This window comes from Curvibacter sp. CHRR-16 (assembly GCF_018474005.1).
Classification (GTDB): Bacteria; Pseudomonadota; Gammaproteobacteria; order Burkholderiales; family Burkholderiaceae_C; genus Allorhodoferax.
On sequence record NZ_JAHCSH010000001.1, the window covers coordinates 1 to 25,482 of the forward strand.

Genomic DNA, 25,482 nt, shown 5'->3' on the forward strand with positions numbered 1-25,482 from the left:
GCTCCTTCAGGCGCTTGGCGTCCGACACGCTCATACCGCCAAACTTGCTGCGCCAGAGGTAATAACTGGCCTCTGAGAAGCCGTGCCTACGGCACAGCTCGGCCACTGGCAGGCCCGTCTCCGCTTCCCGCAGAAAGCCAATGATTTGTTCTTCGGTAAATCGCTTCTTCACGTCCAATCTCCTGTTTCATGGGATTGGACTCCAAGCTCAACTGCTACTCAAATCCGGGGGGACGTCGAGGGGACCAAGCAGCAGCGGCCAGATTGCTGGGCATTACCCGTGCGCAATTGCGTTATCGCCTACAGCGACAAGGTGCTGCTGGCCTGAACTGATTGTTACTACCTGCCAGCAGGGTAGGGTGGGGCATAGGGCGCACAGTGGGATAATCCGCCCCCATGTCGTTGCTATCCACCATCCCGCTGTCAGTGCAGACGGTGCTGCTCTTGGTTCTATCCAATGTGTTCATGACCTTTGCGTGGTACGGACACCTGAAGAACTTGGCTCAAGCACCGTGGTACACGGCGGCGCTGGTTAGCTGGGCGATTGCGCTCTTTGAGTACCTGCTGCAGGTGCCAGCCAATCGCATAGGCTTTCAGTCGGCGGGTTTCACGGTGGCCCAGCTCAAGATCATTCAGGAAGTCATCACCCTGACGGTGTTTGTTCCGTTTGCAGTGGTCTATCTCAAGCAGCCCTTCAAATGGGATTTTGTTTGGGCGGGCCTGTGCATGGTGGGTGCGGTCTATTTCATGTTTCGCCAGTCCTGATGGGGCTTGGCTGAACCTCTCTACTATTGCAAAAACTGGAGTTTTACGTGCTATTTGCCAAACTGCTGCCTCGTGAAGGCAATTTCTTCGCCATGTTCAACCAGCACGCTGAGCGCATCGTGGAGGCGGCCAAGGCGTTCTCCAATTTAGTGGATCACTACAACGACCCTGACTCCCGCGCCAAGTACAACCAAGAGGTGGATAACGCCGAACACGCCGCCGACCGGGTGACCAGCGAGTGCAACAAAGCCATTCATACCACCTTCATCACGCCCATCGACCGTGAACAAATCCATGCGCTCATCAATACCATGGACGATGTGGCCGATTTGATCCAAGACTCTGCCGAAACCATGGCGCTGTATGACATCAGCACCATGACCGATGAAATCAAGCGCCTGACCGACATCAACATCAAGTGTTGCGAACGCCTGCGTGATGCCGTGAACTTACTCGAACACATTGCCGAGCCAGCCAGTGCCGAAGCTGCGCTCAAGACTTGCGATGAGATTGACAAGCTCGAATCGGACGCCGACCGTGTGATGCGCACCGCCATGAGCCGCTTGTTCCGCGAGGAAATCGACACCCGCGAACTCATCAAGCGCAAAGCCATTTACGAACTGCTGGAGAAGATTTCCGATAAGTGCGAAGACGTTGCCAACGTGATCGAAGGCATCATTTTGGAAAACTCCTGATCCCCGCAGACGGAATCTGAACTATGGAACACATGCAATCGGCCCTGTGGGTCGTGGTCGTGCTAGTCGCTATGGCGCTGGTGTTCGACTTCATGAATGGTTTTCACGACGCGGCCAACTCGATTGCCACTGTCGTGTCTACCGGTGTGCTCAAGCCCGTGCAAGCGGTGGCTTTTGCGGCTTTTTTCAATATTATTGCCATCTTTATCTTCCATCTGAGCGTCGCTGCCACAGTGGGTAAAGGCATTGCACAGCCAGGGGTGGTGGATGTGCACGTGGTGTTCGGCGCGTTGGCCGGGGCCATCACTTGGAACGTCATCACTTGGTATTACGGCATTCCCAGCAGTTCTTCGCATGCGCTTATTGGCGGCATTGTGGGGGCGGTGATTGCCAAGGCTGGGGCTGGGGCGCTGATCGCTGCGGGCATTCTCAAAACCGTGCTGTTTATCTTCGTCTCACCGCTGCTGGGTTTTGTGCTGGGCTCGCTGATGATGGTGCTGGTAGCATGGGTTTTCCGCCGCATGCGTCCCTCCAAGGTGGACAAGTGGTTCCGCCGTTTGCAGTTGGTCTCTGCAGGCGCTTACAGCTTGGGGCATGGTGGTAACGATGCGCAAAAGACCATTGGCATCATTTGGATGTTGCTATTGGCTACAGGCTACTCGGCTGCTGGCGAGTCTTCGCCGCCTAGCTGGGTGGTGTTGTCGTGTTACTTGGCCATTGGCTTGGGCACCATGTTTGGTGGCTGGCGCATTGTGCGCACCATGGGCCAAAAAATCACCAAGCTCAAGCCCGTGGGCGGTTTCTGTGCCGAAACGGGCGGCGCTTTGACCCTGTTTTTGGCCACAGCTATTGGCGTTCCGGTATCGACTACCCACACCATCACCGGGGCGATTGTGGGCGTAGGCTCTACCCAACGCGCCAGCGCAGTGCGCTGGGGCGTTGCAGGCAACATCGTCTGGGCGTGGATTTTGACCATTCCCGCCTCGGCCTTTGTCGCCGCAGTGGCTTATTGGATCAGCATGCAACTCTTCTAAGCCCTGCGCGGCTTATTCGGCAGGCGTGGTGCTGCCTTGGCCTAATGAGGCCTCCATCAGCACCACGTCCAGCCAGCGGTTGAACTTCCAGCCGCAGTCTTTCAAAACCCCTACAGACGCAAAGCCACAGCGGCGGTGCACACCCACCGAGCCGTGGTTGTTCGAATCCCCAATCACCGCAATCAGCTTGCGCACCCCGACTCGCTCGGCTTGCGCCATCAGCTCGCGCAGCAGCACGGTCCCTGCGCCTTTGCCGCCAGTGCCAGCGGCCAGATAAATCGAATCTTCAGCCGAGAAACGGTAAGCGGGGCGCGGCTTGAACCAGTTGCAGTAAGCAAATCCTTGTACGGCACCATCGATTTCAAGCACCAAATAGGGCAGGCCTTTACCCAGTACATCTTGGCGGCGTGCCGCCATTTCGGCCACGGTGGGTGGTGTGGTTTCAAACGTGCCAGTGCCATGCAGTACATGGTGGGCATAAATAGCGGTAATGGCAGTGACATCAGCGTCAGTAGAGGGGCGTATCAGCATTTTCTGTTTCAGTGGTTATAATGGTGGGCTTTCAAAGTGTCACTGGCCGGGTGGCCAGTTGCGTGTCTCAAACTTTGAATTCCCTCATTCGGTCACCCAAAGGATAAATCATGGTCGTCATTCGACTCTCTCGTGGTGGTGCCAAGGCACGCCCTTATTTCAATATCGTAGTTGCTGACAAGCGCAATCGCTTGGGAGGCCGTTTCATCGAGCGCATCGGTTTTTACAACCCCAGCGCAGTTGGCGCTGCTGAAGGCCTGCGTTTGGCCCAAGACCGTCTGGCTTACTGGACTGGCGTTGGCGCTCAAGTGTCTCCCACTGTGGAGCGCTTGGTAAAGCAAGCTGCCAAGGCAGCCGCCTAAGTCTTTCGCAGACTGATGCACAAAGCCCCGCTAGTCGGGGCTTTGTTGTTGGTGCATAAGGGGTCAGACTATGTTCAATGAATGGCAGGTAGCAGCTTTGCCCGACGATGCGGTAGAACTAGGCCGCATTGGCGAAGCGTGGGGTATCAAAGGTTGGGTGAAGGTGCATGCTTTCAGCGCCGATCCCCAAGCAGTACTCAAAGCCACCTACTGGTATGTGCTGCCACCGGAAAAAGGAGCCCGGCCTTTTGAGGGCTGCTTGCGCGTCCCGGTGCGGGCGTGCAAACCCCACGGGGATGGCATTGTGGCGCAGCTAAATGGAGTGGACGATCGCACTGCCGCAGAACAGTTGCGCCATGTGCGCATCTGGGTGGCGCGTGCGGACTTTCCCGTTGCTGCCACCGACGAGTACTACTGGGTGGATTTGATCGGTTTGGCGGTGCTCAATCGCGAAGGCGAGTCCATGGGCACAGTGCGCGAGTTGCTTAGCACTGGCCCGCAAGCTGTGCTGGTGCTGGAGTACCCGATGGAAGACGGCACCGTGGGCGAACGCATGATTCCGTTTGTGTCGGCCTATGTCGATGCTGTCGATTTGCCAGCCAAACGCATCACGGTCGATTGGCAGGCCGATTACTGAGACTGTTGAGCCACGTTTCACACCATGCGTTTTGACATCATTACCCTCTTTCCTGAGTTGTTTGCCCCGTTTTTGCAAGCGGGCGTGACGCGGCGCGCCTACAGCAGCGGGCAAGTAGCGGTGCAATTGCACAATCCACGCGACTTCGCCGATGGCAATTACCGCCGCGTGGATGACCGCCCCTTTGGGGGAGGGCCTGGGATGGTGATGATGGCGCCGCCGTTGGAGCGTACGCTGCAGTACATACGCGCCTTGCGTGACGATGGCGCACCCTTGGTCTTCTTTTCACCGCAAGGTCATGTGTGGAACCACGCCCTTGCCCAAGCGTGGGCCGTGGACGCGCGGGGCGCTATCTTGCTCTGTGGTCGCTACGAGGGGGTAGATCAGCGCTTTATCGATGCCTATGTGGACGTGCAGGTGAGCGTGGGTGATTTTGTGCTCTCAGGCGGTGAAATACCGGCCATGGCGGTGCTGGACTCGGTCACCCGCCTCATGCCCGGAGTGCTGTCCGACGAGGCCAGCCACATCCAAGACAGTTTCAATCCGGCTTTGGATGGTTTGCTCGATTGCCCCCATTACACACGTCCCGAAGAGTGGAATGGACGCGCAGTGCCTGAGGTGCTGCTCAGTGGTCACCACGAGCACATAGCACGCTGGCGGCGTGAGCAGTCTTTGCTGGCTACTGCGGCCCAGCGCCCCGATTTGCTGCACAACAGCCGTGCCCAAGGCTTGCTCAGCGCCCAAGACGAGTGCGTTTTGCGCGAGGCAGGCTATAATGGAGGGCTTAACTGATCCTCTGCTCGACCTTGGGCGGCTCTGAACAGGTTGGAGTCGTCTGGCGTTTCGCCGGTGCAAGCACGATCACTGAGGAAACTATGAACATCATTCAAGTTCTGGAGCAAGAAGAAATTGCTCGTCTGGGTAAGTCCATCCCTGAATTCGCCCCCGGTGACACCGTGGTGGTGAACGTCAACGTGGTGGAAGGTAACCGCAAGCGCGTGCAGGCTTACGAAGGCGTGGTCATTGCCAAGCGTAACCGTGGTCTGAACAGCGGCTTCACCGTGCGCAAGATCTCCAGCGGCGAAGGCGTGGAACGTACATTCCAAACCTACAGCCCTCTGATCGCCAGCATCGAAGTCAAGCGCCGTGGTGACGTGCGTCGTGCCAAGCTGTACTACCTGCGTGACCGCAGCGGTAAGTCGGCCCGTATCAAGGAAAAGCTGCCAGCCAAGAAGGTTGCAGCCGAGTAATTTCGGGTCGTTCTTATCCGCAAAAAAGCCGCCTGTGTTTCACCACGGCGGCTTTTTTGTTGCCCATCATTGGCCCATTGTCTTGTTGATTGTCCTGCCTCTTGCCATGACAGCTAGCCGCCCCCAGTTTGATCCCCGTACCGTGCCCGTGGTAGGGGTAGATGCCCATCTGCCTCCTGTGCCTGAGCAGCGTTTGACACCTGCCGCCTTGCGTGCGCGCTTTGCCCAACCGCTCGCGTGGGAGCCTGAGGTGCGTGCAGAACCAGCATTTGTCGATACGCCTCCAAAGCCCGCCGCCGTGCTCGTGGGGCTGGTGTTGCGATCCGAGCCCACTGTGTTGCTGACCCAACGGACTGCCCACTTGCGCAGCCATGCGGGGCAAATCGCCTTTCCCGGTGGCAAGGTAGATGCCGATGATGCTGACGCCATTGCGGCAGCGTTGCGCGAAGCCCATGAGGAGGTGGGCCTGCCTCGTACGCACGCCGAGGTATTGGGCACGTTGCCACCCTATCTCACCGGCACAGGCTATGCCGTCACGCCAGTGGTAGCGCTGTTAGAGCCTGCGGCGCAGCCGTGGCAAGCCAGTCCCGGTGAGGTGGATGCGGTGTTTGAAGTGCCGTTGTCGTTTTTGATGACGCCGGCTCACCACCGTCGCCATGCACTGGAGTGGCAAGGCACGCAGCGGCAGTGGTGGTCTATGCCCTGGACGGACGCCAGTGGTGAGCGCTTTATTTGGGGTGCCACAGCGGGCATGCTGCGCAACCTGTACCGCTTTTTGATGGTTCCTAGCGCACTATGATGGCGGCATGAGCTTTCTCGCATTACTTGCGGCTTTGCTGCTGGAGCAGGGTCGCCCGCTTTCTCATCACAACTGGGTGCATGGCAATGGCCGTGGCTGGGTGGCGTATTGCCTGCGCCAGCTCGACACGGGCCGTGCTGCACAGGCCAATCTCTTGTGGCTGGCCGTGGTGGTGTTGCCTGCTGTCGTGGCTTTGCTGGTGTACTGGGGCTTGCGCTATGCCTTGGGCTGGTGGGCTGGTTTGGTGTGGGAGGTGGTGGTGCTGTACGTGACCGTGGGGTTTCGCCAGTTCAGCCACCACTTCACGCTGATTCGCGATGCCTTGAACGAGGGCGATGAAAACACCGCCCGCCAAGAGCTGGCGCGCTGGATGCAGATGGACACAGCCACACTGCCGCGCAGTGAAATCGTGCGCCATGTCATGGAGCATTCCATCTTGCAAGCGCATCGCTATGTGTTTGGGGTGTTTATTGCCTTTGTGTTGTGCTCGGCCATTGGCTTGGGGCCTGCAGGTGCCGTGCTCTACCGCATGGCGGAGTATTTCAAAGGCCTGTGCAGCCGTCCGCTCAAACCCGAGCATCCCCCCATTAGTGAGGCCGTGCGCAGCCGTGCGGCACGCTACTGGCAACTGCTGGACTGGTTGCCTGCGCGCACCACGGCGCTGGGTTTTGCGGTGGTGGGTAATTTTGAAGACACCATCGCCAGTTGGCGCCAGCACGAAGCCCAGTTCTCCATGGACAACGATGGCGTGGTCGTAGCCGCCACGGCTGGTGCGCTAAATATCCGGCTGGGCGAACGCGAACGCACTGCCAATGAGCAGGGCTTAGAGCCCCGCACCAGCCATCTGCAGACGGTGGTGGGCTTGGTGTGGCGCACGGTGGTCCTGTGGATGGTGTTGGTGGCCGTGTTGTCAGTGGCCCGCTGGATTGGCTAGAGCTGTTCAGTAGCGCGGTTCTTGCGACAGTTCAGCAAATAGGTCGCTATAAATTTGATAGCGCCTCCAGCTTATCCCTTGTGCTCTAGCGGCCGATTGGTCATCTAACAGCTCGGGTACGGCAGCGCGCACGCTGCAACCCGGTTCGTGCAAGTGCGTGCAGTTGTAAAAGCGGCACCCACCTAGGTGGGCGCGCAGGTCTGGCATGCAGTGGGCCAAGCGCGTGGGTTCAATGTGGTGCAGGCCAAATTCTTGGAATCCCGGTGAGTCGATCACTGCCGTGCTGCGCGGGGCGACGCCGTCGACCCAGTACCAGCTGGTGCTGGTGGTCGTGTGCTTGCCGGTGTTGAGCGCCGTCGAGATGGTATTGGTGGCCGCCAGTGCGCCCGGCACCAAGCCATTGATGAGAGTGCTCTTGCCCGACCCCGATGGCCCCAGCACCAAAGTGGCTTTGCCTTGCAAATGCTGTTGCAGCAATTGCGCCAATTGCTCAGCAGGGGAGGGCGTCACCGTTGTGTTTGTGTTGGCAGTTTCTGGGTTGAGTGCCAGCGGCAGCACGGTGTAGCCCATGTCTCGGTAGGGCTGCAGGCGTGCCCAAGCACGTGCAAAGGGTTCGGCCAAGTCTTGTTTGTTCAGTGCGATCAGCACGCCAATACCTGCCTCCTCTGCGGCAATGAGGGCGCGAGCCAGTTGATGCTCCGAGAACTCCGGTTCGGCGGCAATCAGCACCAGCACTTGGTCGATGTTGGCGGCGAAAAATTTGGATCGGATGTCGTCTTGGCGGTACAGCAGGCTGCGGCGTTCCTGCACTTGCTCGATGCTGCCTTCATCGCCCGTGGTTTGCCACAGCACGCGGTCGCCCACCACGGTTTGGTTTTTTTTGCCGCGCGGGTGGCACAACACGCGCTCGCCAGCGGGTGTTTCCACCCACACATGGCGACCATGGCTGGCTACTACCAGTCCGTCTTGCAGGGTGCTGGCGGCTGCTTTGTGGTGGGGCGTTTTGCCTTTGCTCACGCGCTGGCCCCTGTTGCCTCAGGCGTGCCTGCCGCGCGGTGCGGCAAGCGGCCTAGGCGTTCACTGGCCGGTGGGTGGGAGTAATAAAAGCGCACGTACACCGGGTCAGGGGTGAGGGTGGAGGCGTTGTCTTGGTAGAGCTTGAGCAGGGCACTTTCCAGCGCTTGGCTGCGCGCATGCTCGGCGGCGTAGGCATCGGCTTCGAACTCGTGCTTGCGCGAGAACTGCGCCATGACAGGGCTGATGAAACTGCTAGCCAGTGGCAACACCATGCCCAAGAGCAGCAAGGCCAGTGCGTCGTTGGGGTCGCCGGGTAGTGGCAGCACGCCCAAGCCGGTGTAGAACCACGTTTGCTGGCAAATCCAACCCAAGAGGGCAAAGCCCAGCAAACTCATGGCAAACAGGCTCACCATGCGTTTGGGTATGTGTTTGCGGCTGAAGTGGCCCAGCTCATGCGCCAGCACCGCTTCCACTTCGTCCACACTCAGTTGCTTGAGCAAGGTGTCGTAAAACACCACGCGCTTGGAGCGGCCAAGACCTGTGAAGTAGGCATTGGCATGCGCGCTGCGGCGGCTGCTGTCCATCACGTACAAGCCTTGGGCTGTGAAGCCGCAGCGCTGCATCAGGGCGGTCACGCGCTTGCGCAGAACCTCGTCTTGCAGGGGCTCAAAGCGGTTGAACAGCGGGGCAATCCAAGTGGGGTAAATCACCATCATCAGCAGGTTGAACGCCGTCCAGATACCCCAAGTCCACAGCCACCACCAAGTGCCTGCTGCACCCATCATCCACAGCACCAGTGCGGCCAGCGGCAGGCCCACAACGGCCCCCACCAGCAGGCCTTTGATGCCATCTTGCAGCCACAGCTTCCATGTCATGCGGTTAAAGCCAAAGCGTTGCTCCAGCACAAAGGTACGGTACAGGCCAAAGGGCAAGTCCAGCAGACTGCCTATCAGTGCAAAACCCACCAGCAATACCAGTTGCTGCCACAAACCGGGCGGCAACCATTGCAAGGTCAGCAGGTTCAGTGTGTGGAGCCCGCCCATCAGCGTCCAGCCCAACAGCACGGCGCTAGACCACGTGATTTCCAGCAGCCCTAAGCGCTGTTGGGCGATGGTGTAGTCGGCCGCTTTTTGGTGCGCCTCCAGTGGCATTTGGGCTGCAAAGGCGGCAGGCACCGTGTTGCGGTGCCGCGCTACGTGGCGCACTTGGCGGCTCGATAGCCAGCTTTTTAGAACAACGCTGGCAATGAGCAGCAGGGCAAACACCATCGTCATGGCGTTGGCGGCGAGTACAGGGGGCGTGTTTTCCATCATGGCGCCAGAGTGTAGCCAAGCAATGGTTCACAATAAGCACATGACTACGCCCACCCCATCCTCTTCTCCATCGCCCACCCCTGTGAATGACGCCGCATCAAGCAGCGAGGTTTTGCTCAAATCCGAGCACAACTTGGTCTGGTTGGACTGCGAAATGACAGGCCTAGAGCCCGAACAAGACCGCTTGCTGGAGATTGCTGTCATCGTCACCGATCCCCACTTGGGCCACCGCACTGAAGGCCCCGTGCTGGTTATCCACCAAAGCGACGAACAACTGGACAAAATGGATGCGTGGAACAAAGGCACCCATGGCAAGAGTGGCTTGATCGACAAGGTAAAGGCCTCCACCGTGACCGAAGCACAGGCCGAGCAGATATTGCTCGACTTTTTGCAGCAGTACGTGCCTGCTAGAACATCGCCCATGTGCGGCAACACCATAGGCCAAGACCGCCGCTTCTTGGTCAAGTACATGCCCAAGCTGGAAGAGTTCTTTCACTACCGCAATTTGGATGTGAGCACGCTCAAAGAACTGGGTAAACGCTGGAAGCCCGAAGTGGTGAGTAGTTTCAAAAAGAAGCAAAGCCACACCGCCTTGGCCGATGTGCACGAGTCCATCGATGAGCTGGCCCACTACCGCGAGCATTTCCTCAAGCTCTAAAACAGCTATGGCATGTTGGGGCTTGCGGGAAAACCCCTAACCGTGCCATAATCGAAGTCTGCACTGAAAACGGTGCAGCACTTGTGCATCTCCCTTCACCCTCTGGGTAGCGGCTGGCGACCTTTTTTAGGCTTCGCACAGATTCGCTGATAAGCCCACCTGTTTTCCCCCGAACTCCTTTCAGGAGCCAGTGGCAGGTTGTGTGTGGTGGTTGATGTTGTTAAACCACCCACAGAACATGCTCCTATTCGCATGGGGGCACGCTTTTACATGACTGATACGACACTCCTCGTGCAGGGCTCTGACGCCGCTGCAGATACTTCCGTTTTGGCTGCAACTTCTATCGCTGCTGAAACAACTCCCGCAACACCCGCTGCGCCTGCATTGCCCCAAGGCTTTGTGAATTTGGGCTTGGCCAACGAATTGGTGCGTGCTGTCGCCGACTTGGGTTTTACCGAGCCTACCGCTGTACAGATCAAAGCCATTCCTATGGCATTGCCCTCTGCTGGTGACAACGCCAAGGCCAACGAATTTGTGGACCTGATGGTCTCCAGCCAAACTGGTAGCGGCAAGACAGCTGCTTTCTTGTTGCCTGTGCTGCACACCCTGATTCAGCAAATGGCTGAACAAGAAGCCCAAGAGCGCGAAGCCTACGAACGTGCCGTGGCCGAAGCCGCAGCCCGTGGCGAAGCCCCGCCCAAGCGCGCCAAGCGCAAGAACCCCATGGATGCCCGCCATTTCAAGCCCGCTCAACCCGGTGCTTTGGTGTTGTGCCCTACCCGTGAATTGGCCCAGCAGGTGGCGCACGACGCCATCGACTTGGTCAAGCATTGCCGCGGTTTGCGCGTGGCCAACGTGGTGGGTGGTATGCCTTACCAACTGCAAATTGCCAAACTGCAAAACGCCAACTTGGTGGTGGCCACTCCCGGTCGTTTGCTGGACTTGCAGCGCTCCATGCAGCTCAAGCTGGACAAAGTGAAGTTCTTGGTGGTGGACGAAGCCGACCGCATGCTCGACCTCGGTTTTGCCGACGACTTGGCTGAAATCAACCAAATCACCATCAACCGCCACCAGACCATGATGTTCAGCGCCACCTTCGCACCGCGCATCCAGCAACTGGCCGAGCGTGTGATGCGCAAACCCCAGCGCGTGACCATCGACACCCCCCAAGTCAAGCACAACAACATCAAGCAAGTGCTGTTCTGGGCCGACCACGCCCAGCACAAACGCCAATTGCTGGACCATTGGCTGCGTGACACCACCATCAACCAAGCCATTGTGTTTGCCAGCACCCAAATCGAGTGCGACGGCTTGGCCGCTGACTTGCAAGAAGCCGGTTTCAACGCTGCTGCCTTGCACGGTGCCCTGAGCCAAGGCCTGCGCAACCGCCGTCTGATGGCGCTGCGCGATGGTCGCGTGCAAATTCTGGTAGCGACCGATGTGGCTGCCCGTGGTATTGACGTGCCCACTATCACCCACGTGTTCAACTTTGGCTTGCCCATGAAGGCCGAAGACTTCACCCACCGCATTGGCCGTACTGGCCGTGCTGGTCGCGACGGTTTGGCCGTGACGTTTGCGGAATTCCGCGATCGCCGCCGCATTGCCGATATCGAAGCCTATAACCGCCAGCCCATGAAGGCTGAGACCATTCCCGGTCTGGAACCCAAAACCCGCATGCCCGAGGCCCGTGGTTTTGGCGGCGGTCGTGGCGGTGAGCGCGGCGATCGCAAATTCGGTGGCGGTGGTGGCCGTGGTGGTTTCGGCGCAGGCCGCGATAACTTCCGTGCTGGCCCACGCGAGGACAACCGTGGCGGTTTCCGTGAAGAAGGCCGTGGTGGTTTCCGCGATGAAGCCCCCCGCCGCGAACGTGACAGCTACGGCCAAGTCCGTGGTTTTGGTGCCAAGCCATTTGACCGTGCACCCGCTGGTGCTGATCGTGGTGAGCGCACAGGTCGTGGTGGTTTTGGTGGCGGTCACGCTCCCCAAGGCCGTGGTGGTTACGCCAGCCAAGGCAAAAAGCGCTATTGAGTAACGCTAGAGCGCCCTGTTCAGGGCGCTGGTTGCTACAGCAGCGCTTGTACGGATCGCACACCGTCGTAGTGCGTCAAAAACACCTGCCCCGGCAGGTGTTTTAACAAGTCGCTGCGCTGTAGCTGGTCCATCACCGGGCCTTTCACTTCCGTCAGGTGCAGGCCAATGCCGGCATCGCGCAGGCGCAGCGCAATGCTGTGCAGACTGTGCACAGTGCTGCTGTCTAGGCTGTTGATGGCCGAGCACTGCAGCAACACGTGGCGCAGTGCAGGCCGTTGTGCCACCTCTTGGTTGATACGGTCTTCCAGCGCGTTGGCGTTGGCAAAGTACAAGCTTTCATCCACACGCAAACTCAGCAACTCCGGTACCGTCTGCACGCGATGGCGCAGCACATTGCGAAAGTGTTCGGTGCCCGGCACCAAACCCACTTCGGCAATATGCGGGCGGCAGGTGCGCAACAAATGCAGGCCAATTGACCCCAGCACCCCCAAGAGCAAGCCCCACTGCACCCCCAGAGTCCAAGTGGCCAGCATGGTGCCCCACTGCGCCACAGCTTCGCCGCGAGAAAAGCGCCAGGTGCTGCGCAAGGCATTCAAATCCACCAGATTGAGCACAGCCACGATGATGGTGGCAGCCAACGCCGCACGCGGCAGATATGCCAAGGCGGGTGTGAGCCACAGCGTCGCCGCCAGTACCCCCACTGCCGTGAAAATCCCCGCTGCTGGAGTGCTGGCCCCAGCATCGTTGTTGATGACCGAGCGTGCAAAACCCCCGGTGACAGGCATGCCACCTGTAAACGCCGCAGCCACATTGCTGCCGCCCAAAGCCCATAGCTCTTGATTGGGGTCAATCCGCTCACGCCGCTTTGCCCCCAAGGTCTGTCCCACAGAGACCGATTCCGCAAAACCCACTAGGCTAATGAGCAGGGCAGGCAAAGCCAAGGTTTGCCACAGCGCTGGATCCAAGCTGGGCAGTGTCAGTGGCGGCAGTCCTGCAGGTACTGCGCCCAATAGCCCAATGCCCAACTGCTCCCACTGCCACACAGCCGCAGCCACCGTGACCAATGCCAGTAGCACCGCTGGGCTGGTGCGTACCAGCAGCAGGGTATTGTGCGCAGACAGCCCTGCTGCCCGTCCCAGCGGGGCGGCAAACCGCCGTATAGCCCACAGAAGTGCACAGCACAGCACCCCCAAAGCCAAGGTGGCAGGGTGTATGGCCAGCCATGCATGCCAACTGGCATGTGGGCTACTCAAGCCTGCCAAGGCAGGCCATTGCTGCACGGCTATCAGCACGGCAGAGGCATTGATAAACCCCGTCATCACCGGGCGGCTCAGGAAGTTGGCCAAAAAACCCAGCCGCAGCCAACCCATGCCGCACAGCACCACACCGCGCAGCAGAGCCAGCGTCAATGCCGCGCTGATATACAGCGCCGATCCTGCAGGAGCCAAAGGGCTGATGGCGGTGGCTGTCATCATGGAAATCAAGGCCACTGGCCCCACGGCCAGCACGCTGCTGCTGCCCAATAAGCCATACACCAGCAAGGGCGCCACACTCGCGTACAGCCCCATTTGCGGCGGTAAGCCTGCCAGCAGAGCAAAGGCCAGACTTTGTGGAATGAGCATAACCGTCACGATGCAGGCGGCCAGCACATCGTGCGATAGTGTGGCGCGCGAGTAATGGCGCGCCCATTTCAGCGCAGGCCAGCGTTGCAGCAGTTGGATCAAGGGTTGGGGCAAAGCGGGCTGGCGCATGCAGTAGTCACAGTTGGTTGAGCGGAATTTTGAGGTAGCTCACACCATTGTCATCAGGCTCGGGAAAGTGGCCTGCGCGCATATTCACCTGCACCGATGGCAGCAGCAACACGGGCATGGCCAGCTCTTTGTCACGCTGCTCGCGTTGGGCCACAAACTCGTCTTGGCTGATGCCGTGTTGCACATGGATGTTGTGCGCCAACTGTTCAGCCACCGTGCTGATGTACTGCAGCGCCCGTCCACCGGGCTGGTAGTCGTGGCACATGTACAGCTTGGTGTGGGCAGGCAGGGCAAGCAAGCGCTGGATGGATTGGTACAGCGTCTGCGCGCTTCCACCGGGAAAATCGCAGCGAGCCGTGCCGTAGTCCGGCATGAAGAGCGTGTCCCCCACGAATACAGCCATGTCATCGTCTGCTTGGGCATCGCTGCGCTGCACCACATAGCTCATGCAGGCGGGGGTGTGGCCAGGCGTGTGCAGCGCTTGCAGCTGCAGCTGGCCTATAGGCAAGATGTCACCGTCTTGCAGTAGGCGGTCGAATTGGCTGCCATCTCGGGCAAAGCGGGCATCGGCATGGAAGAGGGTGCCAAACACGTCTTGCACCTGGGTGATGTGATGGCCAATGGCCACTTGCCCGCCCAATTGGGCTTTTAAGTAGGCGGCAGCGCTCAGATGGTCGGCATGCACATGGGTTTCCAAAATCCACTGCACTGTGGCTTGCAACTCGCGCACACGGGCAATGAGCTTGTCGGCCTGCTGCGTACTGGTACGGCCCGACTTGGGGTCGTAATCGAGCACGCTATCGATCAGCGCACATTGCCTAGTTTTCGGGTCATAGACCACGTAGCTGATGGTTCCAGTCGTCGGGTCGAAAAAACCTTCTATCTGCATACCTGTCCTCCGCTGCACGCATTATGTACTGGCTCTTCATATACTATGGGCAGTATAAGAGTCATTCATCGTGAAATGCTGCACGAAGACGCCATGATCGCCGCCACCGCGAAAGTGCATGGCTTGACCGTGGCGACCAGAAACGTGAGTGACTTCTACGCGCTGGGGGTGGAGGTGCTCAATCCGTTTGCTGTTTGATGGCTCTGCTGCGCTGTGCAAGCGAAAAGCAATGCATCCGCTGAAGAAAAAAGGCTGAAAGGGCAGGTGTTGGAGGGGGCAGGTTGTGTGTGTACAATTTTCTGTACATGTATGGAGGCCGTTATGGACGCAATCACTTACACGCACGCCCGCGCCAACTTGGCTGGAACCATGGATCGTGTTTGCAACGACCATGAGCCAGTGATCATCACGCGCAACGGCCAGCAATCGGTGGTGATTCTCTCGCTGGAGGATTTTCAAGCGCTGGAAGAAACCGCCTACCTGCTGCGAAGCCCCGCAAACGCTAAGCGGCTTTTCAAGTCGATCGAGCAGCTTGAATCAGGCCAGGGACAAGCACGGGATTTGGCCGAATGAGATTGATTTTTTCCGACGAGGCGTGGGAAGACTATCTGTTTTGGCAAAAACAAGATCGCCGGATGGTGGATCGAATCAACAAGCTCATCAAAGAAACCACCCGCGAGCCTTTTGCTGGAGTGGGCAAGCCAGAGCCGTTAAAGCATGCCTTGGCCGGGTATTGGTCGCGGCGTATTACGGATGAGCACCGCATGGTTTACAAGGTGGCCGATGATGCCCTTTGGATCGTGCAGCTCGGCTATCACTACTGACGGGGTAGCCACCGAGAAAGTGCAGGGGATGGAAGTGCTCAATCCTTTTGCTGTTTGATGGCTCGGCTCCGCTGGTGATTTGCATGGATGCAGTTGCTTTCCAGGTAAGGCGCTTTCTGTAGTCGCCAATGAGATCAATGGATTTTTCGCAGCCTCAACGTTTGACGCGAAGGGTACCCACAAGCGCAGCTTGTGGCCGTCCCTAGCGACTGCCATGTTATGCCGATGAGACTGCTATTCGGCACCAACGCCGACTACCATAGCTTGTACCAAGGCTTCTTCGCTCGGGTGGATGGCGATTGCGATGCCGTCTGACCTATTGGATACGGAGCCGTCTTTGTGCCCTCAATAAACCCGTAGATCGCAATTGCGGCACCTTTTTCTACGTCCAATACCTCACGGCAATCGTTAATAAGGATGCCTGTTGCAATGGCCGCTCCAAGTGCAGCATCGTGAAATGAAATTTGAGCTGCCTTGCAATATTGCAGAAAGAATGCGGCGAGTTGTTCGTGAGCCTGCTGGAACGTCAGTTGTGAAAATTTCCGGGAGTAGTAGTCGCGATTGATATTTCCTTCGCCTACTTGTTGCCCCAACTGCTGTAGCGTCACGAACATTAGATTCATCAACTTTGGGCCGTGTGTGTTCGCCTGATCTGATAGTACTGACGTTCCCGGTGCAATCTTCTCGTCAAAACCAAAACTCCGATACATGAGCGAACCGGCCATTCGGGCGACCGACGAAATTAACGTCTCTGCATGAAGTCCGCGCTCTGTTGCTAAGAGCTTTCTCGCTGATTCATTGAAGAACTCAGCGGCTGCAATCAATTTTTTATGTTGTTCGTCGGACATGGTTATTTCTGTGCATAACGTGAAGGTCACCGGCGCTGCACGGCTTTATCGCGCCAGTCCGTGTTGAATGATGGGTTAGCCATTGGCAGCTAGACCCACTGGTTTTCATAAATTGTTCTGCGTAACGCACGCACAGCGAAGAACGCCATTTCTTCAAGCTCACCTTCAACCATTTCGGGATGCTCAATCAGCTCTTCATCTTCCCAAGGACTATCGACATGTACCCATTTATTTCGATATTTCCGCAGGACGTGAAGATCAGCTTTTAAATTAGCATCAATTCCTGCTCGGTTAGTTAGCTCCACCAAGCGTTCCTTTCTGGTCACGGAATACTCTGACCGGAGATACGTCTCGATGCCCGAAACGGCAGTAAGTACTGCGGCTAAATGTGCCCCGCCTGCGAATGCCATGTCTACGTCTCGGACGATGAAAGTGCACCATTCCGAGAGAACGACACCACCTTTGAGAAGTTCATCGTCGAGAGCGACGATATGCGCCCAGCGTTCGTCTTCGGTCATGATGGATGGTTAACGTAATGTAGACGGCAAACCACGGTTGATACGTCTGGGACGCACCGATATATTTTTGCTGTTTCGGCGGTATGCATGTGATTTGCAGCGCACTATAGCCCCTCTACGGCCAAGACGGCCCTACCCCTTATCCAACTCCACAAACAACCCCGCGTGGTCCAAATCGGCCAGTCCGTGGTCTATGGCTTGGGCGTAGAGCTGCTCCAGCAGGGTGGTGATGGGGGTGTCGAACTGCAGGCTTTGCGCGGTGCTCAGGGCGTTGCGCAGGTCTTTGAGTTGCACGGTCATGCGGGCGCGGGGGGCGAAGTCGCCGTCCACCATGCGCTGGCCGTGTACCTGCAGCACGCGGCTGTCGGCAAAGCCGCCGCTGATGGCTTGGCGCACCTTGCCCATGTCGGCCCCGCCGCGCTGGCACAGCAGCAGGGCTTCGGCCACCAGGCCTATGGTGCCGCCCACAATCATTTGGTTAGCCAGTTTGGCCAGTTGGCCCGAGCCATGCGGCCCCACGTGGGTGCTGCGCCCCAGTGCGGCCAGCACGGGATGGGCGCTGTCAAAGTCCGCCGCGTCGCCCCCCACCATGATGGCCAGCGTGCCTTGTTCGGCCCCTATGGTGCCGCCGGACACGGGTGCGTCCAGCGCGCGCAGGCCCCACGCTTGCAGTTGCTGGGCGTGGGCTTGCGCCTGCACGGGCTGGATGGACGACATGTCTATGACCAGCGCCCCGGCGGGCAGGGCGCGGGCGGCTTCGGTGGCCAGTAGCACGTCGTGTACCACTGCGCCGTTTTCCAGCATGGTGATGGCTATGTCAGCCTGCGCCAGCGCATCGGCTGCGCTTTCGTGCACCACTGCACCGTGGGTGGCCAGTGCTTGGGCTTTGGTCGCCGTGCGATTCCAGACATGAACTGCATGCCCTGCCTGTAGCAGCCTACAGCACATGGGGTGGCCCATGGAGCCGATTCCAAGGAAGGCAATTCGTGCAGATTCGGACATGCAGGGCTTCTTTCTTACATCAGCAAATGTTCCCCGGCATTGTCGCCGCCCAAAATCACGTAGTTCACCTTGCGGATGTCCATGAGCTTTTTGCCGCCCGCGTAGCTGATGGAGCTTTGCACGTCTTGCTCCATCTCCACCAGCGTGTCGGCCAGCTTGCCTTTGATGGGCTCCAGAATGCGCTTGCCCTCTACGTGCTTGTACTCGCCTTTGTTGAAGTCGCTGGCCGAGCCGTAGTACTCCTTGTACAGCTGGCCGTCCACTTCCACGGTTTGGCCAGGGCTTTCTTCGTGGCCGGCAAAGAGCGAGCCGATCATGACCATGCTGGCACCAAAGCGGATGCTTTTGGCAATGTCTCCGTGGCTGCGGATACCGCCATCGGCAATGATGGGCTTGGTCGCCACCCGCGCGCACCACTTGAGCGCGCTGAGCTGCCAGCCGCCGGTGCCAAAGCCGGTTTTGAGTTTGGTGATGCACACCTTGCCGGGGCCCACGCCCACCTTGGTGGCGTCTGCGCCCCAGTTTTCCAGGTCGATCACGGCTTCGGGCGTGGCCACGTTGCCGGCAATCACAAAGCTGCCTGGTAGCTTGGCTTTGATGTGGGCGATCATGTTTTTCACGCTGTCGGCATGGCCGTGGGCGATGTCGATGGTGATGTATTCGGGCGTAATGCCTTGGGCTGCCAGGGTGTCTACGGTGGCGTAGTCGGGCGCTTTGACGCCCAGCGAGATGGAGGCAAACAGCCCCTTGGCCTGCATGGCTTGGGTAAAGGCCACGTTGTCCAAGTCAAAGCGGTGCATGACGTAGAAGTAACCGTTGGCGGCCAGCCATTGGCAGATGTGTTCGTCCACCACGGTTTTCATGTTGGCGGGCACTACGGGCAGGCGGAAGGTGTGTGCGCCCAGTTGCACGCTGGCATCGCATTCGCTGCGGCTTTCTACACGGCATTTGCGTGGCAGCAGCAGGATGTTGTCGTAGTCAAAAATTTCCATGATTCCAAGCTCCTAAAGGGATTTCCAAAAAGGGCGCTTGGATTGGACCGGTCAAAAAAAACCGGGCTGCCAATGCTTGGGCCCGGTGATTGATTCTAGGCAGATAGGGTGGGGGTGGCTATATGGTTTTGCTTATTACAGGTTTACGGTCAGCATCCAGCCGGTTTTTTGCCATGCCAGTATTTCTTCACGCAGCAAATGGGCCGATTGTGGGTAGTTGCGCGCCCAGTCCGCTGGGCATTGCAGGTGGATGGTTTGGCTCTTAGGTTGTGCGCTCAGGTGCAGTGCTTGCATGGCAGGCTCTTGGCGTGCATGGCACAGGATGACGGCCAAGCGCAAGCACACGAGCTGCAACACCAAATCCACTTGGCCCAAGGCGGCTTCCAGCTTGCGCAGCTTGCCGCGGTGGCCCAGCACCAAGAGGCTCAGGCGGTGCATTTCAGACAGGCTAAAGCCCGCTGCGTCCACGTGATCCAAGATGTAGGCACCGTGCTTGTGGTGGTCGTCGTGCGAGATAAAGCCGCCCAGCTCGTGCAGTTGGGCGGCCCATTGCAGCTTTTGCACCAAAGCTGGGTGTTTTTCTGTGCTGATGGCGGGGTAGGTGGGCAGTAGCTCGCGCAGCAGTTGGGTAGCCACGCGGCCTACGCGCTCGCCGTGGGTGCTGTCCACCTCGAACTTGCGGGCCAAACGGTCTACGCTGTGTTGGCGCAGGTCGCCAAAGGGGTGTTCGGCGTCGAGCAAGTCGCAAATGAGGCCGTGGCGCAAGCCGCCGTCTGCCTTGCGCAGGCTGCGAATGCCCAGCAGGCTAAAGAGGGCACGAATCACGCTCAAACCGCCGCCAATAATGGCTTTGCGGTCTTCGCGCAGACCAGGCAGTTTCACTTTGTCAGCGTGTTGGGCACTGAGTAGGCGCTCCAGCAGCCAGTCCAAGCCCTCTTGGGTGATGGTGCCTGCTGCAAAGCCGTTGGCCTGCAGCACATCGCCCACGGCACCGACCGTGCCGGCTGAGCCGTAGGCGGTTTGCCACTGGCTGGCTTGGTAGGTGCCAAAGGCCTCGTCCAGCACAGCCTTGGCGGCAATTTCGGCTATCTCAAAGGCTTTTTTGTTCAGCACACCATCGGCAAAAAAACGCTTGGACCACGCAATGCTGCCCACGCGGTAGGACTCCATGGCCAAGGTTTGGTGGCCGTGGCCCAATATCAACTCGGTGGAGCGCCCGCCAATATCGATGACCAAGCGCTTCTCGTCGGTCTCGGGCAGCAGGTGCGCTACGCCTTGGTAAATCAGGCGGGCCTCTTCTTGGCCCGAAATCACGTCAATGGGGAAACCCAATATGGCGTTGGCGCGTTCCAAAAACACGTCGCGGTTGCGCGCTTCGCGCAGGGTTTGGGTGGCGACTGCACGCACTTCTTCGGGGGCAAAGTCTGCTAAACGTTCGCCAAAACGGGCCAGGCAGTCCCAGCCCGCTTGCATGGCATCGGTGGTGAGGTTGCGTTCCTCGTCCAAGCCAGCGCCTTGGCGCACGGTTTCTTTGAGGTATTCGGTGCGCAGAAAAGAACCGTGGTCTACCCGACCAATTTCTAGGCGAAAACTGTTGGAGCCTAGATCGACGGCGGCCAGACGCTTGGGATTTTGCATGGACGAAAAGCTGTGGGTGGGTGTAAAGGGGGGGAGTTTAGCCAATCAGCCGACCTTTGCTGTCGAGCATGGTTTGCGTCACGAACACCTGCTTGCGTTGGTTGGAGGCTTGCACCTGCAATCCGCCCAAGTCCACTGGGGTGCGGCGGTTGAGCCACTGCAGCACGCTGCTGCGTTGTGGGCTGCTGGCATTGCGCAGGGCTTCTAGGGCAAAGCGGGCCGAGGTGTAGCCCGCCAAGCTGTGTGGGCTGGCTGGTTCGTCGTACAACTTGCTCAGGATGTCGCGGTAGTTGCGTACCAGTGGCATGGGGGCGTTGGGCAGGGGGACGCTTTGGGTGGCAATAACCGGGGTTTTGCGGGATACCCCCATTTGCTGCAATAACAGCAAATTCACGTCAGATAAGGCCACCACGTAGCGTTGGCGATTTTGTTGCTCTAAACCTTGGGCCCATTGGGCTAGTTCAGGGCTACCGCCTAAAAATACCAAGATGCGTGGACTGCTTTCGGTCAGCTGCTGGGCCAGTTCTTGCAGGTTGGTGCGGGGGGCCAGATGTTGCAATTGCACGCCCAAGCGTTCACCCATGGCTTGCACATCGGCTTGGTTGCTTTGCTGGTCGCTGCTGCTGGCATACACCACGCCCAATGTTTGCACGCCTACGCTGGAGAGGCTGCGCAGTGCAAAATGGATTTGCTCTTGCCATGTGGCAAAGATGCCAAAGGTGGTGGGCATGTCCTCGCTACTGCGCTGCAACCAAGGGGCAATGTGGGGCATATCGGGAATCTCGGTAGCCAAGCGCAGCCCTAGTGCAGCAGCGAGCCGACTGCCGACTGTGCCCACCACGGCTGTGCAGTTGCGTGTGGCTTGGATGGTTTGCAGTACCCAGTTCAGGCTATCGGGGCTGCCGTCGTATTCGAGGACGGTGTGCGTGATGGTTCGTCCATTTATGCCACCTTGGCGGTTGCATTCTTGCCATGCAGCACGGGCTCCTACCACGAAGTCTTTGCTCAAATCTACTTGGCTGGGGCTCGTGTCCAGCACTTGGATGATGGGGATGCTGCGGCTAGTTTGTGCGCTGCTTGGCAGGCTCCATGCACCCAAGCCCAAAGCGGCACTGCCTAAAAGTTGGCGGCGGTTGAGGGTGGGTATTGGCAGGCGGTGCATACACAAGTGGGAACGAGGGGGAGTTCGTTAGCCTAAAGGGCCGCCATGACAGAGGTGTGAAGGGTTTGTCACACAAAAGTCATAAAACCTTCTTAAAGTCCAGCCAGAGAATTTCCTCAACCAATCGAAGGATGGCTATGAAAACTACCTTGCGTCTGTCAATGCTGGCTGCTGTGCTGGCTTCCGTAGGTCTGTCGGCTTCGGCCCAAGAAATCACTGGTGCGGGTGCCTCGTTCCCAGCGCCTATCTATGCCAAGTGGGCGTCTGACTACAACAAGGTCACTGGCGTGAAGGTCAACTACCAGTCCATCGGTTCGGGTGGCGGTATCAAGCAAATCGATGCCAAGACTGTGGACTTCGGCGCATCGGACATGCCCCTGAAGGACGAAGAACTCAAGGCCAAGGGCCAAATCCAATTCCCCACCGTGATGGGTGGCGTGGTGCCCGTGGTCAACGTGCAAGGTATCCAACCCGGCCAGCTCAAGCTGACAGGCCAAGTGCTGGGCGATATCTACTTGGGCAAGATCACCAAGTGGAACGACGCTGCCATCAAGGCCCTGAACCCCAGCCTGAACCTGCCTGATGCAGCCATTGCCCCTGTGCGCCGCGCTGATGGTTCCGGTACTTCCTTCATCTTCACCAACTACCTGAGCAAAGTGAATGCCGAGTGGAAGGCCAAAGTGGGTGAAGGCACTGCCGTGAACTGGCCCGTGGGCGCTGGTGGCAAGGGCAACGAAGGCGTGGCCGCTTTCGTGAGCCGTTTGCCCAACTCCATTGGCTATGTGGAATACGCCTACGCCAAGCAAAACAAGCTGAGTTACGCCTTGGTGCAAAACGCCGCTGGCAGCTATCCCCTGCCAGATGACGACACCTTCAAGGCCGCTGCCGCAGGTGCTGACTGGAACAAGACTTTCTACCAAATCCTGACCAACCAGCCTGGCAAGGATTCTTGGCCCATCACTTCGGCTACTTTCATCTTGGTGCACATGAAGCAAGACAAGCCCGAGAACGGCAGCCAAGTGCTCAAGTTCTTCAACTGGGCCTACACCAATGGTGGCAAGACTGCTGCTGACTTGGACTACGTGCCCATGCCCGCACCTGTGGTGGGTGCTATCCAAAAGGCTTGGGGCCAAGTGACCGACCAAGCAGGCAAGCCTGTCGCTTATAAATAAGCCATGAAGAATCTATCTGCCGGTGTTTCGCGTCGTCGCGCAGGTCCATGGGGGGACAGGCTGTTTGCTTGGTCCGCCCAAGGCGCAGCGTGGTTGACCTTAGGCCTGTTGCTGGCCATTTTGGTGACCTTGACTATCAGCGCATGGCCTGCCATTGCGCGCTATGGTCTGGGTTTTCTGGGGCGCACGGTGTGGGATCCCGTGCAGGAAGATTTTGGGGGGCTGGTCATGGTGTATGGCACCTTGGCCACCTCCTTCATTGCCTTGTTGATTGCAGTGCCGGTGAGTTTTGGCATTGCCTTGTTTCTGACCGAACTCTCTCCCAATTGGCTCAAACGCCCATTGGGTACCGCCATTGAATTGCTGGCCGCCATTCCGTCCATCGTGTACGGTATGTGGGGTTTGCTGGTGTTTGGCCCATTGCTGGCCACTTATGTGCAGCAGCCACTGCAAAAGCTCACCGCAGGCGTGCCGTATGTGGGCGCTTTCTTTTCCGGCCCTCCGGTCGGGATCGGTATTTTCTCTGCCGGTGTGATTCTGGCCATCATGATCATTCCCTTCATTGCATCGGTCATGCGCGATGTGTTTGAAGTCACCCCGCCCATGCTCAAAGAGTCCGCTTACGGCTTGGGTGCGACGACTTGGGAAGTGGTGGCCAAGGTGGTGCTGCCCTACACCAAGACCGGGGTGATCGGCGGCATCATGCTGGGCTTGGGCCGCGCCATTGGCGAGACCATGGCGGTGACCTTTGTGATTGGTAACTTCAACCAGCTCGATTCGCTGAGCATCTTCCAAGCGGCCAACAGCATCACGTCGGCGCTGGCCAATGAATTTGCCGAAGCGGGCCAAGGCATGCACCAAGCGGCCCTCATGTATTTGGGGCTGGTGCTGTTCTTCATCACCTTTGTGATTTTGTCTCTGTCCAAGCTCTTGCTGGCACGCCTGCGTAAAGCCGAAGGAGCCAAGTCATGAGCACCGCGACTACCTCTAAGACATCTTCCATGACCGCGTCTGCTTCTTTGACCGAAATCCGCGCGCGTCGCTATCAGCAACGCAAGTTCATCAACCGCTTGGCCATTGTGCTGTCCTTGCTGGCCGTGGCGTTTGGTTTGGTGTGGCTGTTTTGGATTCTCTGGGAAACCCTGCGCCAAGGCTTGGCCGGTCTCACCTGGGCCACCATGAGCCAAATGACACCGCCCCCGAACGAGGAAGGCGGTTTGCTCAACGCCATTTACGGCTCCTTCATCATGGTGTCCTTGGCTACCTGCGTGGGGGCACCGTTGGGCATATTGGCAGGCATCTACTTGGCCGAGTACGACAGCAAGAGCTGGCTGGCTTCGTCGGTGCGCTTTGTGAACGACATCTTGCTCTCGGCCCCCTCTATCGTGGTGGGCTTGTTTGTGTACTCCGTGGTGGTGGCACAGTTCAAGAGCTTCTCGGCTTATGCCGGCATTGTGGCGCTGGCGCTGCTCGTGATTCCGGTGGTGATTCGCACCACCGAAAACATGCTGCAACTGGTGCCTGCTGGTTTGCGCGAAGCTGCCTATGCGCTGGGTACACCCAAGTGGAAGGTGATCATGAGCATCACCCTCAAGTCGGCGCGTGCCGGTGTCATTACTGGCATCTTGCTGGCTGTGGCCCGTATTGCCGGTGAAACCGCGCCGCTGCTCTTTACAGCGCTGAGCAACCAGTTCTGGACCACCAGCCTGAGCGAACCCATGGCCAGCTTGCCGGTGACCATCTTCAAGTTCGCCATGAGCCCCTATGAAAACTGGCAGCACCTTGCTTGGGCGGGTGTGTTCCTCATCACCCTGACGGTGTTGGGTTTGAACATCTTGGCCCGTTTGCTGACCCGTAACAAATAACCTCCATACGCTATGTTGCACAACACTGCTTCCAACCCTACCCAAGCCAAGTTGACGGTCAAGGATCTGAACTTTTACTACGGCAAGTTCCACGCCCTCAAGGGCATCAACATGGAAATCCCGGAAAAGCGCGTCACGGCATTCATTGGCCCCTCGGGCTGCGGCAAGTCCACGCTGCTGCGCGTGTTCAACCGCATGTACGAGCTCTACCCCGAGCAACGCGCCGAAGGCCAAGTGCTGTTGGACGGTGAAAACCTGCTGACCAGCAAAGAAGACGTAGCCCTCTTGCGCGCTCGTGTGGGCATGGTGTTCCAAAAGCCCACGCCGTTTCCGATGTCCATCTTTGACAACATTGCCTTTGGCGTGAAGTTGTTCGAGAACCTCAACGCCACCGACATGGAAGAGCGTGTGGAGTGGGCGCTGCGCAAGGCGGCGCTGTGGCCTGAAGTGAAAGACAAACTGCACCAAAGCGGCTCTGGCTTGTCTGGCGGCCAGCAGCAGCGCTTGTGCATTGCGCGCGGTATTGCCATCAAACCCGAGGTGCTGTTGCTGGACGAGCCTTGCTCGGCGCTGGATCCGATTTCTACCGCCAAGGTGGAAGAGCTGATTGTGGAGTTGAAAAACGACTACACCGTGGTCATCGTCACGCACAACATGCAGCAGGCTGCCCGCTGCAGTGACTACACCGCCTACATGTATCTGGGCGACTTGGTGGAGTTTGGTGCCACCGAGCAAATGTTCTTCAAGCCCAGCCGCAAAGAGACTGAAGACTACATCACCGGCCGCTTTGGCTAA

At 58.4% G+C, this 25,482-nt stretch carries 29 protein-coding genes and 2 pseudogenes; 19 read left to right on the forward strand and 12 right to left on the reverse strand.

The features are described from left to right. Window positions 1-172, reverse strand: a 172-nt coding sequence (locus KIK84_RS00005) for a transposase (RefSeq protein ID WP_214121548.1), incomplete at its 3' end; no start/stop codon positions are given. 17 nt (window positions 173-189) lie between these two features. Here KIK84_RS00005 and KIK84_RS16960 point away from each other — a divergent pair. The 4 genes and pseudogenes from KIK84_RS16960 to KIK84_RS00025 all read left to right on the forward strand — a co-directional run. After that, window positions 190-276, forward strand: a pseudogene (locus tag KIK84_RS16960) (hypothetical protein); the annotation flags it as partial. Window positions 277-396: 120 nt separating this feature from the next. After that, window positions 397-765: a DMT family protein gene (locus KIK84_RS00015; protein WP_214120907.1), complete on the forward strand. Its 369-nt coding sequence runs from the start codon at window positions 397-399 to the stop codon at window positions 763-765. A 47-nt stretch (window positions 766-812) separates the two neighbouring features. Continuing rightward, window positions 813-1,460 (forward strand): DUF47 domain-containing protein, encoded by a 648-nt coding sequence (locus KIK84_RS00020; RefSeq protein ID WP_214120908.1) that lies wholly within the window; start codon window positions 813-815, stop codon window positions 1,458-1,460. A 23-nt stretch (window positions 1,461-1,483) separates the two neighbouring features. Further along, window positions 1,484-2,494 carry an inorganic phosphate transporter gene (locus KIK84_RS00025; protein ID WP_214120910.1) on the forward strand — a complete coding sequence of 337 codons (1,011 nt, stop codon included), beginning with the start codon at window positions 1,484-1,486 and terminating at the stop codon, window positions 2,492-2,494. A gap of 12 nt (window positions 2,495-2,506) precedes the next feature. Here KIK84_RS00025 and KIK84_RS00030 read toward each other — a convergent pair whose 3' ends face one another. Continuing rightward, a complete protein-coding gene (locus KIK84_RS00030) occupies window positions 2,507-3,025 on the reverse strand; it encodes a GNAT family N-acetyltransferase (protein ID WP_214120912.1) in 519 nt (172 codons plus the stop codon). A 110-nt stretch (window positions 3,026-3,135) separates the two neighbouring features. On the opposite strand from KIK84_RS00030, the gene rpsP reads away from it, so the two are divergent. From rpsP to KIK84_RS00060, 6 genes are all read left to right on the forward strand, one after another. Next, window positions 3,136-3,387 carry a 30S ribosomal protein S16 gene (gene rpsP, locus KIK84_RS00035; RefSeq protein WP_214120914.1) on the forward strand — a complete coding sequence of 84 codons (252 nt, stop codon included), beginning with the start codon at window positions 3,136-3,138 and terminating at the stop codon, window positions 3,385-3,387. A gap of 70 nt (window positions 3,388-3,457) precedes the next feature. After that, the gene (rimM, locus tag KIK84_RS00040) at window positions 3,458-4,024 is read left to right on the forward strand and encodes a ribosome maturation factor RimM (RefSeq protein WP_214120916.1); all 567 of its coding nucleotides are present in this window, start codon (window positions 3,458-3,460) and stop codon (window positions 4,022-4,024) included. A 24-nt stretch (window positions 4,025-4,048) separates the two neighbouring features. After that, the gene (gene trmD, locus KIK84_RS00045) at window positions 4,049-4,816 is read left to right on the forward strand and encodes a tRNA (guanosine(37)-N1)-methyltransferase TrmD (protein WP_214120918.1); all 768 of its coding nucleotides are present in this window, start codon (window positions 4,049-4,051) and stop codon (window positions 4,814-4,816) included. Between the two features lie 83 nt (window positions 4,817-4,899). After that, on the forward strand, window positions 4,900-5,274 hold the full coding sequence (rplS, locus tag KIK84_RS00050; RefSeq protein ID WP_214120920.1) for a 50S ribosomal protein L19: 375 nt from the start codon (window positions 4,900-4,902) through the stop codon (window positions 5,272-5,274). 106 nt (window positions 5,275-5,380) lie between these two features. Beyond that, window positions 5,381-6,073 (forward strand): CoA pyrophosphatase, encoded by a 693-nt coding sequence (locus tag KIK84_RS00055; RefSeq protein WP_214120922.1) that lies wholly within the window; start codon window positions 5,381-5,383, stop codon window positions 6,071-6,073. Window positions 6,074-6,080: 7 nt separating this feature from the next. Continuing rightward, complete coding sequence (locus KIK84_RS00060) at window positions 6,081-7,007, forward strand: CobD/CbiB family protein (RefSeq protein ID WP_214120924.1); 927 nt, start codon at window positions 6,081-6,083, stop codon at window positions 7,005-7,007. Between the two features lie 6 nt (window positions 7,008-7,013). Here KIK84_RS00060 and rsgA read toward each other — a convergent pair whose 3' ends face one another. Then, complete coding sequence (gene rsgA / locus KIK84_RS00065) at window positions 7,014-8,024, reverse strand: ribosome small subunit-dependent GTPase A (protein ID WP_214120926.1); 1,011 nt, start codon at window positions 8,022-8,024, stop codon at window positions 7,014-7,016. Then, window positions 8,021-9,334: a M48 family metallopeptidase gene (locus KIK84_RS00070; protein WP_214120928.1), complete on the reverse strand. Its 1,314-nt coding sequence runs from the start codon at window positions 9,332-9,334 to the stop codon at window positions 8,021-8,023. Before KIK84_RS00070 ends, rsgA begins: the two co-directional genes overlap by 4 nt. A 43-nt stretch (window positions 9,335-9,377) precedes the next feature. Between KIK84_RS00070 and orn the strand changes: the two genes are divergently transcribed. Both orn and KIK84_RS00080 read left to right on the forward strand, forming a co-directional pair. Continuing rightward, on the forward strand, window positions 9,378-9,995 hold the full coding sequence (orn, locus tag KIK84_RS00075) for an oligoribonuclease (protein WP_214120930.1): 618 nt from the start codon (window positions 9,378-9,380) through the stop codon (window positions 9,993-9,995). A 270-nt stretch (window positions 9,996-10,265) separates the two neighbouring features. Next, the gene (locus KIK84_RS00080) at window positions 10,266-12,023 is read left to right on the forward strand and encodes a DEAD/DEAH box helicase (RefSeq protein WP_214120931.1); all 1,758 of its coding nucleotides are present in this window, start codon (window positions 10,266-10,268) and stop codon (window positions 12,021-12,023) included. A 35-nt stretch (window positions 12,024-12,058) separates the two neighbouring features. Here the strand turns inward: KIK84_RS00080 and KIK84_RS00085 are convergent, their stop codons facing one another. Both KIK84_RS00085 and KIK84_RS00090 read right to left on the reverse strand, forming a co-directional pair. Next, window positions 12,059-13,777, reverse strand: coding sequence for a SulP family inorganic anion transporter (locus tag KIK84_RS00085; protein WP_214120933.1), 1,719 nt, complete (start codon window positions 13,775-13,777; stop codon window positions 12,059-12,061). A 7-nt stretch (window positions 13,778-13,784) separates the two neighbouring features. Then, entirely contained in the window at window positions 13,785-14,666 is an 882-nt protein-coding gene (locus KIK84_RS00090; protein ID WP_214120935.1) for an MBL fold metallo-hydrolase, read from the reverse strand. 78 nt (window positions 14,667-14,744) lie between these two features. Between KIK84_RS00090 and KIK84_RS00095 the strand changes: the two are divergent. The 3 genes and pseudogenes from KIK84_RS00095 to KIK84_RS00105 all read left to right on the forward strand — a co-directional run. Continuing rightward, window positions 14,745-14,864, forward strand: a pseudogene (locus KIK84_RS00095) (VapC toxin family PIN domain ribonuclease); the annotation flags it as partial. A 123-nt stretch (window positions 14,865-14,987) separates the two neighbouring features. Next, window positions 14,988-15,239 carry a type II toxin-antitoxin system Phd/YefM family antitoxin gene (locus KIK84_RS00100; RefSeq protein ID WP_214120937.1) on the forward strand — a complete coding sequence of 84 codons (252 nt, stop codon included), beginning with the start codon at window positions 14,988-14,990 and terminating at the stop codon, window positions 15,237-15,239. Next, window positions 15,236-15,490 (forward strand): Txe/YoeB family addiction module toxin, encoded by a 255-nt coding sequence (locus KIK84_RS00105; RefSeq protein ID WP_214120939.1) that lies wholly within the window; start codon window positions 15,236-15,238, stop codon window positions 15,488-15,490. The genes KIK84_RS00100 and KIK84_RS00105 overlap by 4 nt, the downstream gene beginning before the upstream one ends. Before the next feature lie 254 nt (window positions 15,491-15,744). On the opposite strand, the gene KIK84_RS00110 is transcribed toward KIK84_RS00105, so the two are convergent. The 6 genes from KIK84_RS00110 to KIK84_RS00135 form a co-directional block, all read right to left on the reverse strand. After that, window positions 15,745-16,338 carry a hypothetical protein gene (locus tag KIK84_RS00110; protein ID WP_214120941.1) on the reverse strand — a complete coding sequence of 198 codons (594 nt, stop codon included), beginning with the start codon at window positions 16,336-16,338 and terminating at the stop codon, window positions 15,745-15,747. Between the two features lie 89 nt (window positions 16,339-16,427). After that, window positions 16,428-16,856, reverse strand: coding sequence for a hypothetical protein (locus KIK84_RS00115; protein ID WP_214120943.1), 429 nt, complete (start codon window positions 16,854-16,856; stop codon window positions 16,428-16,430). A 132-nt stretch (window positions 16,857-16,988) separates the two neighbouring features. Beyond that, window positions 16,989-17,858 carry an NAD(P)-dependent oxidoreductase gene (locus KIK84_RS00120; protein WP_214120945.1) on the reverse strand — a complete coding sequence of 290 codons (870 nt, stop codon included), beginning with the start codon at window positions 17,856-17,858 and terminating at the stop codon, window positions 16,989-16,991. A 14-nt stretch (window positions 17,859-17,872) separates the two neighbouring features. Next, complete coding sequence (locus KIK84_RS00125; protein ID WP_214120947.1) at window positions 17,873-18,850, reverse strand: GMP reductase; 978 nt, start codon at window positions 18,848-18,850, stop codon at window positions 17,873-17,875. A gap of 135 nt (window positions 18,851-18,985) precedes the next feature. After that, window positions 18,986-20,488, reverse strand: a complete 1,503-nt coding sequence (locus KIK84_RS00130) for a Ppx/GppA phosphatase family protein (RefSeq protein WP_214120949.1) — start codon at window positions 20,486-20,488, stop codon at window positions 18,986-18,988. Window positions 20,489-20,525: 37 nt separating this feature from the next. Continuing rightward, window positions 20,526-21,650: an ABC transporter substrate-binding protein gene (locus tag KIK84_RS00135; RefSeq protein ID WP_214120951.1), complete on the reverse strand. Its 1,125-nt coding sequence runs from the start codon at window positions 21,648-21,650 to the stop codon at window positions 20,526-20,528. A gap of 137 nt (window positions 21,651-21,787) precedes the next feature. Between KIK84_RS00135 and pstS the strand changes: the two genes are divergently transcribed. Genes pstS through pstB form a run of 4 tightly spaced genes read left to right on the forward strand, consistent with a single transcriptional unit; the run spans window position 21,788 to window position 25,482 of the window. Continuing rightward, window positions 21,788-22,822 (forward strand): phosphate ABC transporter substrate-binding protein PstS, encoded by a 1,035-nt coding sequence (gene pstS / locus KIK84_RS00140; protein WP_214120953.1) that lies wholly within the window; start codon window positions 21,788-21,790, stop codon window positions 22,820-22,822. 3 nt (window positions 22,823-22,825) lie between these two features. Then, window positions 22,826-23,794: a phosphate ABC transporter permease subunit PstC gene (pstC, locus tag KIK84_RS00145; protein WP_214120955.1), complete on the forward strand. Its 969-nt coding sequence runs from the start codon at window positions 22,826-22,828 to the stop codon at window positions 23,792-23,794. Between the two features lie 29 nt (window positions 23,795-23,823). Then, window positions 23,824-24,687, forward strand: a complete 864-nt coding sequence (pstA, locus tag KIK84_RS00150; RefSeq protein ID WP_502757533.1) for a phosphate ABC transporter permease PstA — start codon at window positions 23,824-23,826, stop codon at window positions 24,685-24,687. A 12-nt stretch (window positions 24,688-24,699) separates the two neighbouring features. Continuing rightward, window positions 24,700-25,482, forward strand: a complete 783-nt coding sequence (gene pstB / locus KIK84_RS00155; protein ID WP_214120959.1) for a phosphate ABC transporter ATP-binding protein PstB — start codon at window positions 24,700-24,702, stop codon at window positions 25,480-25,482.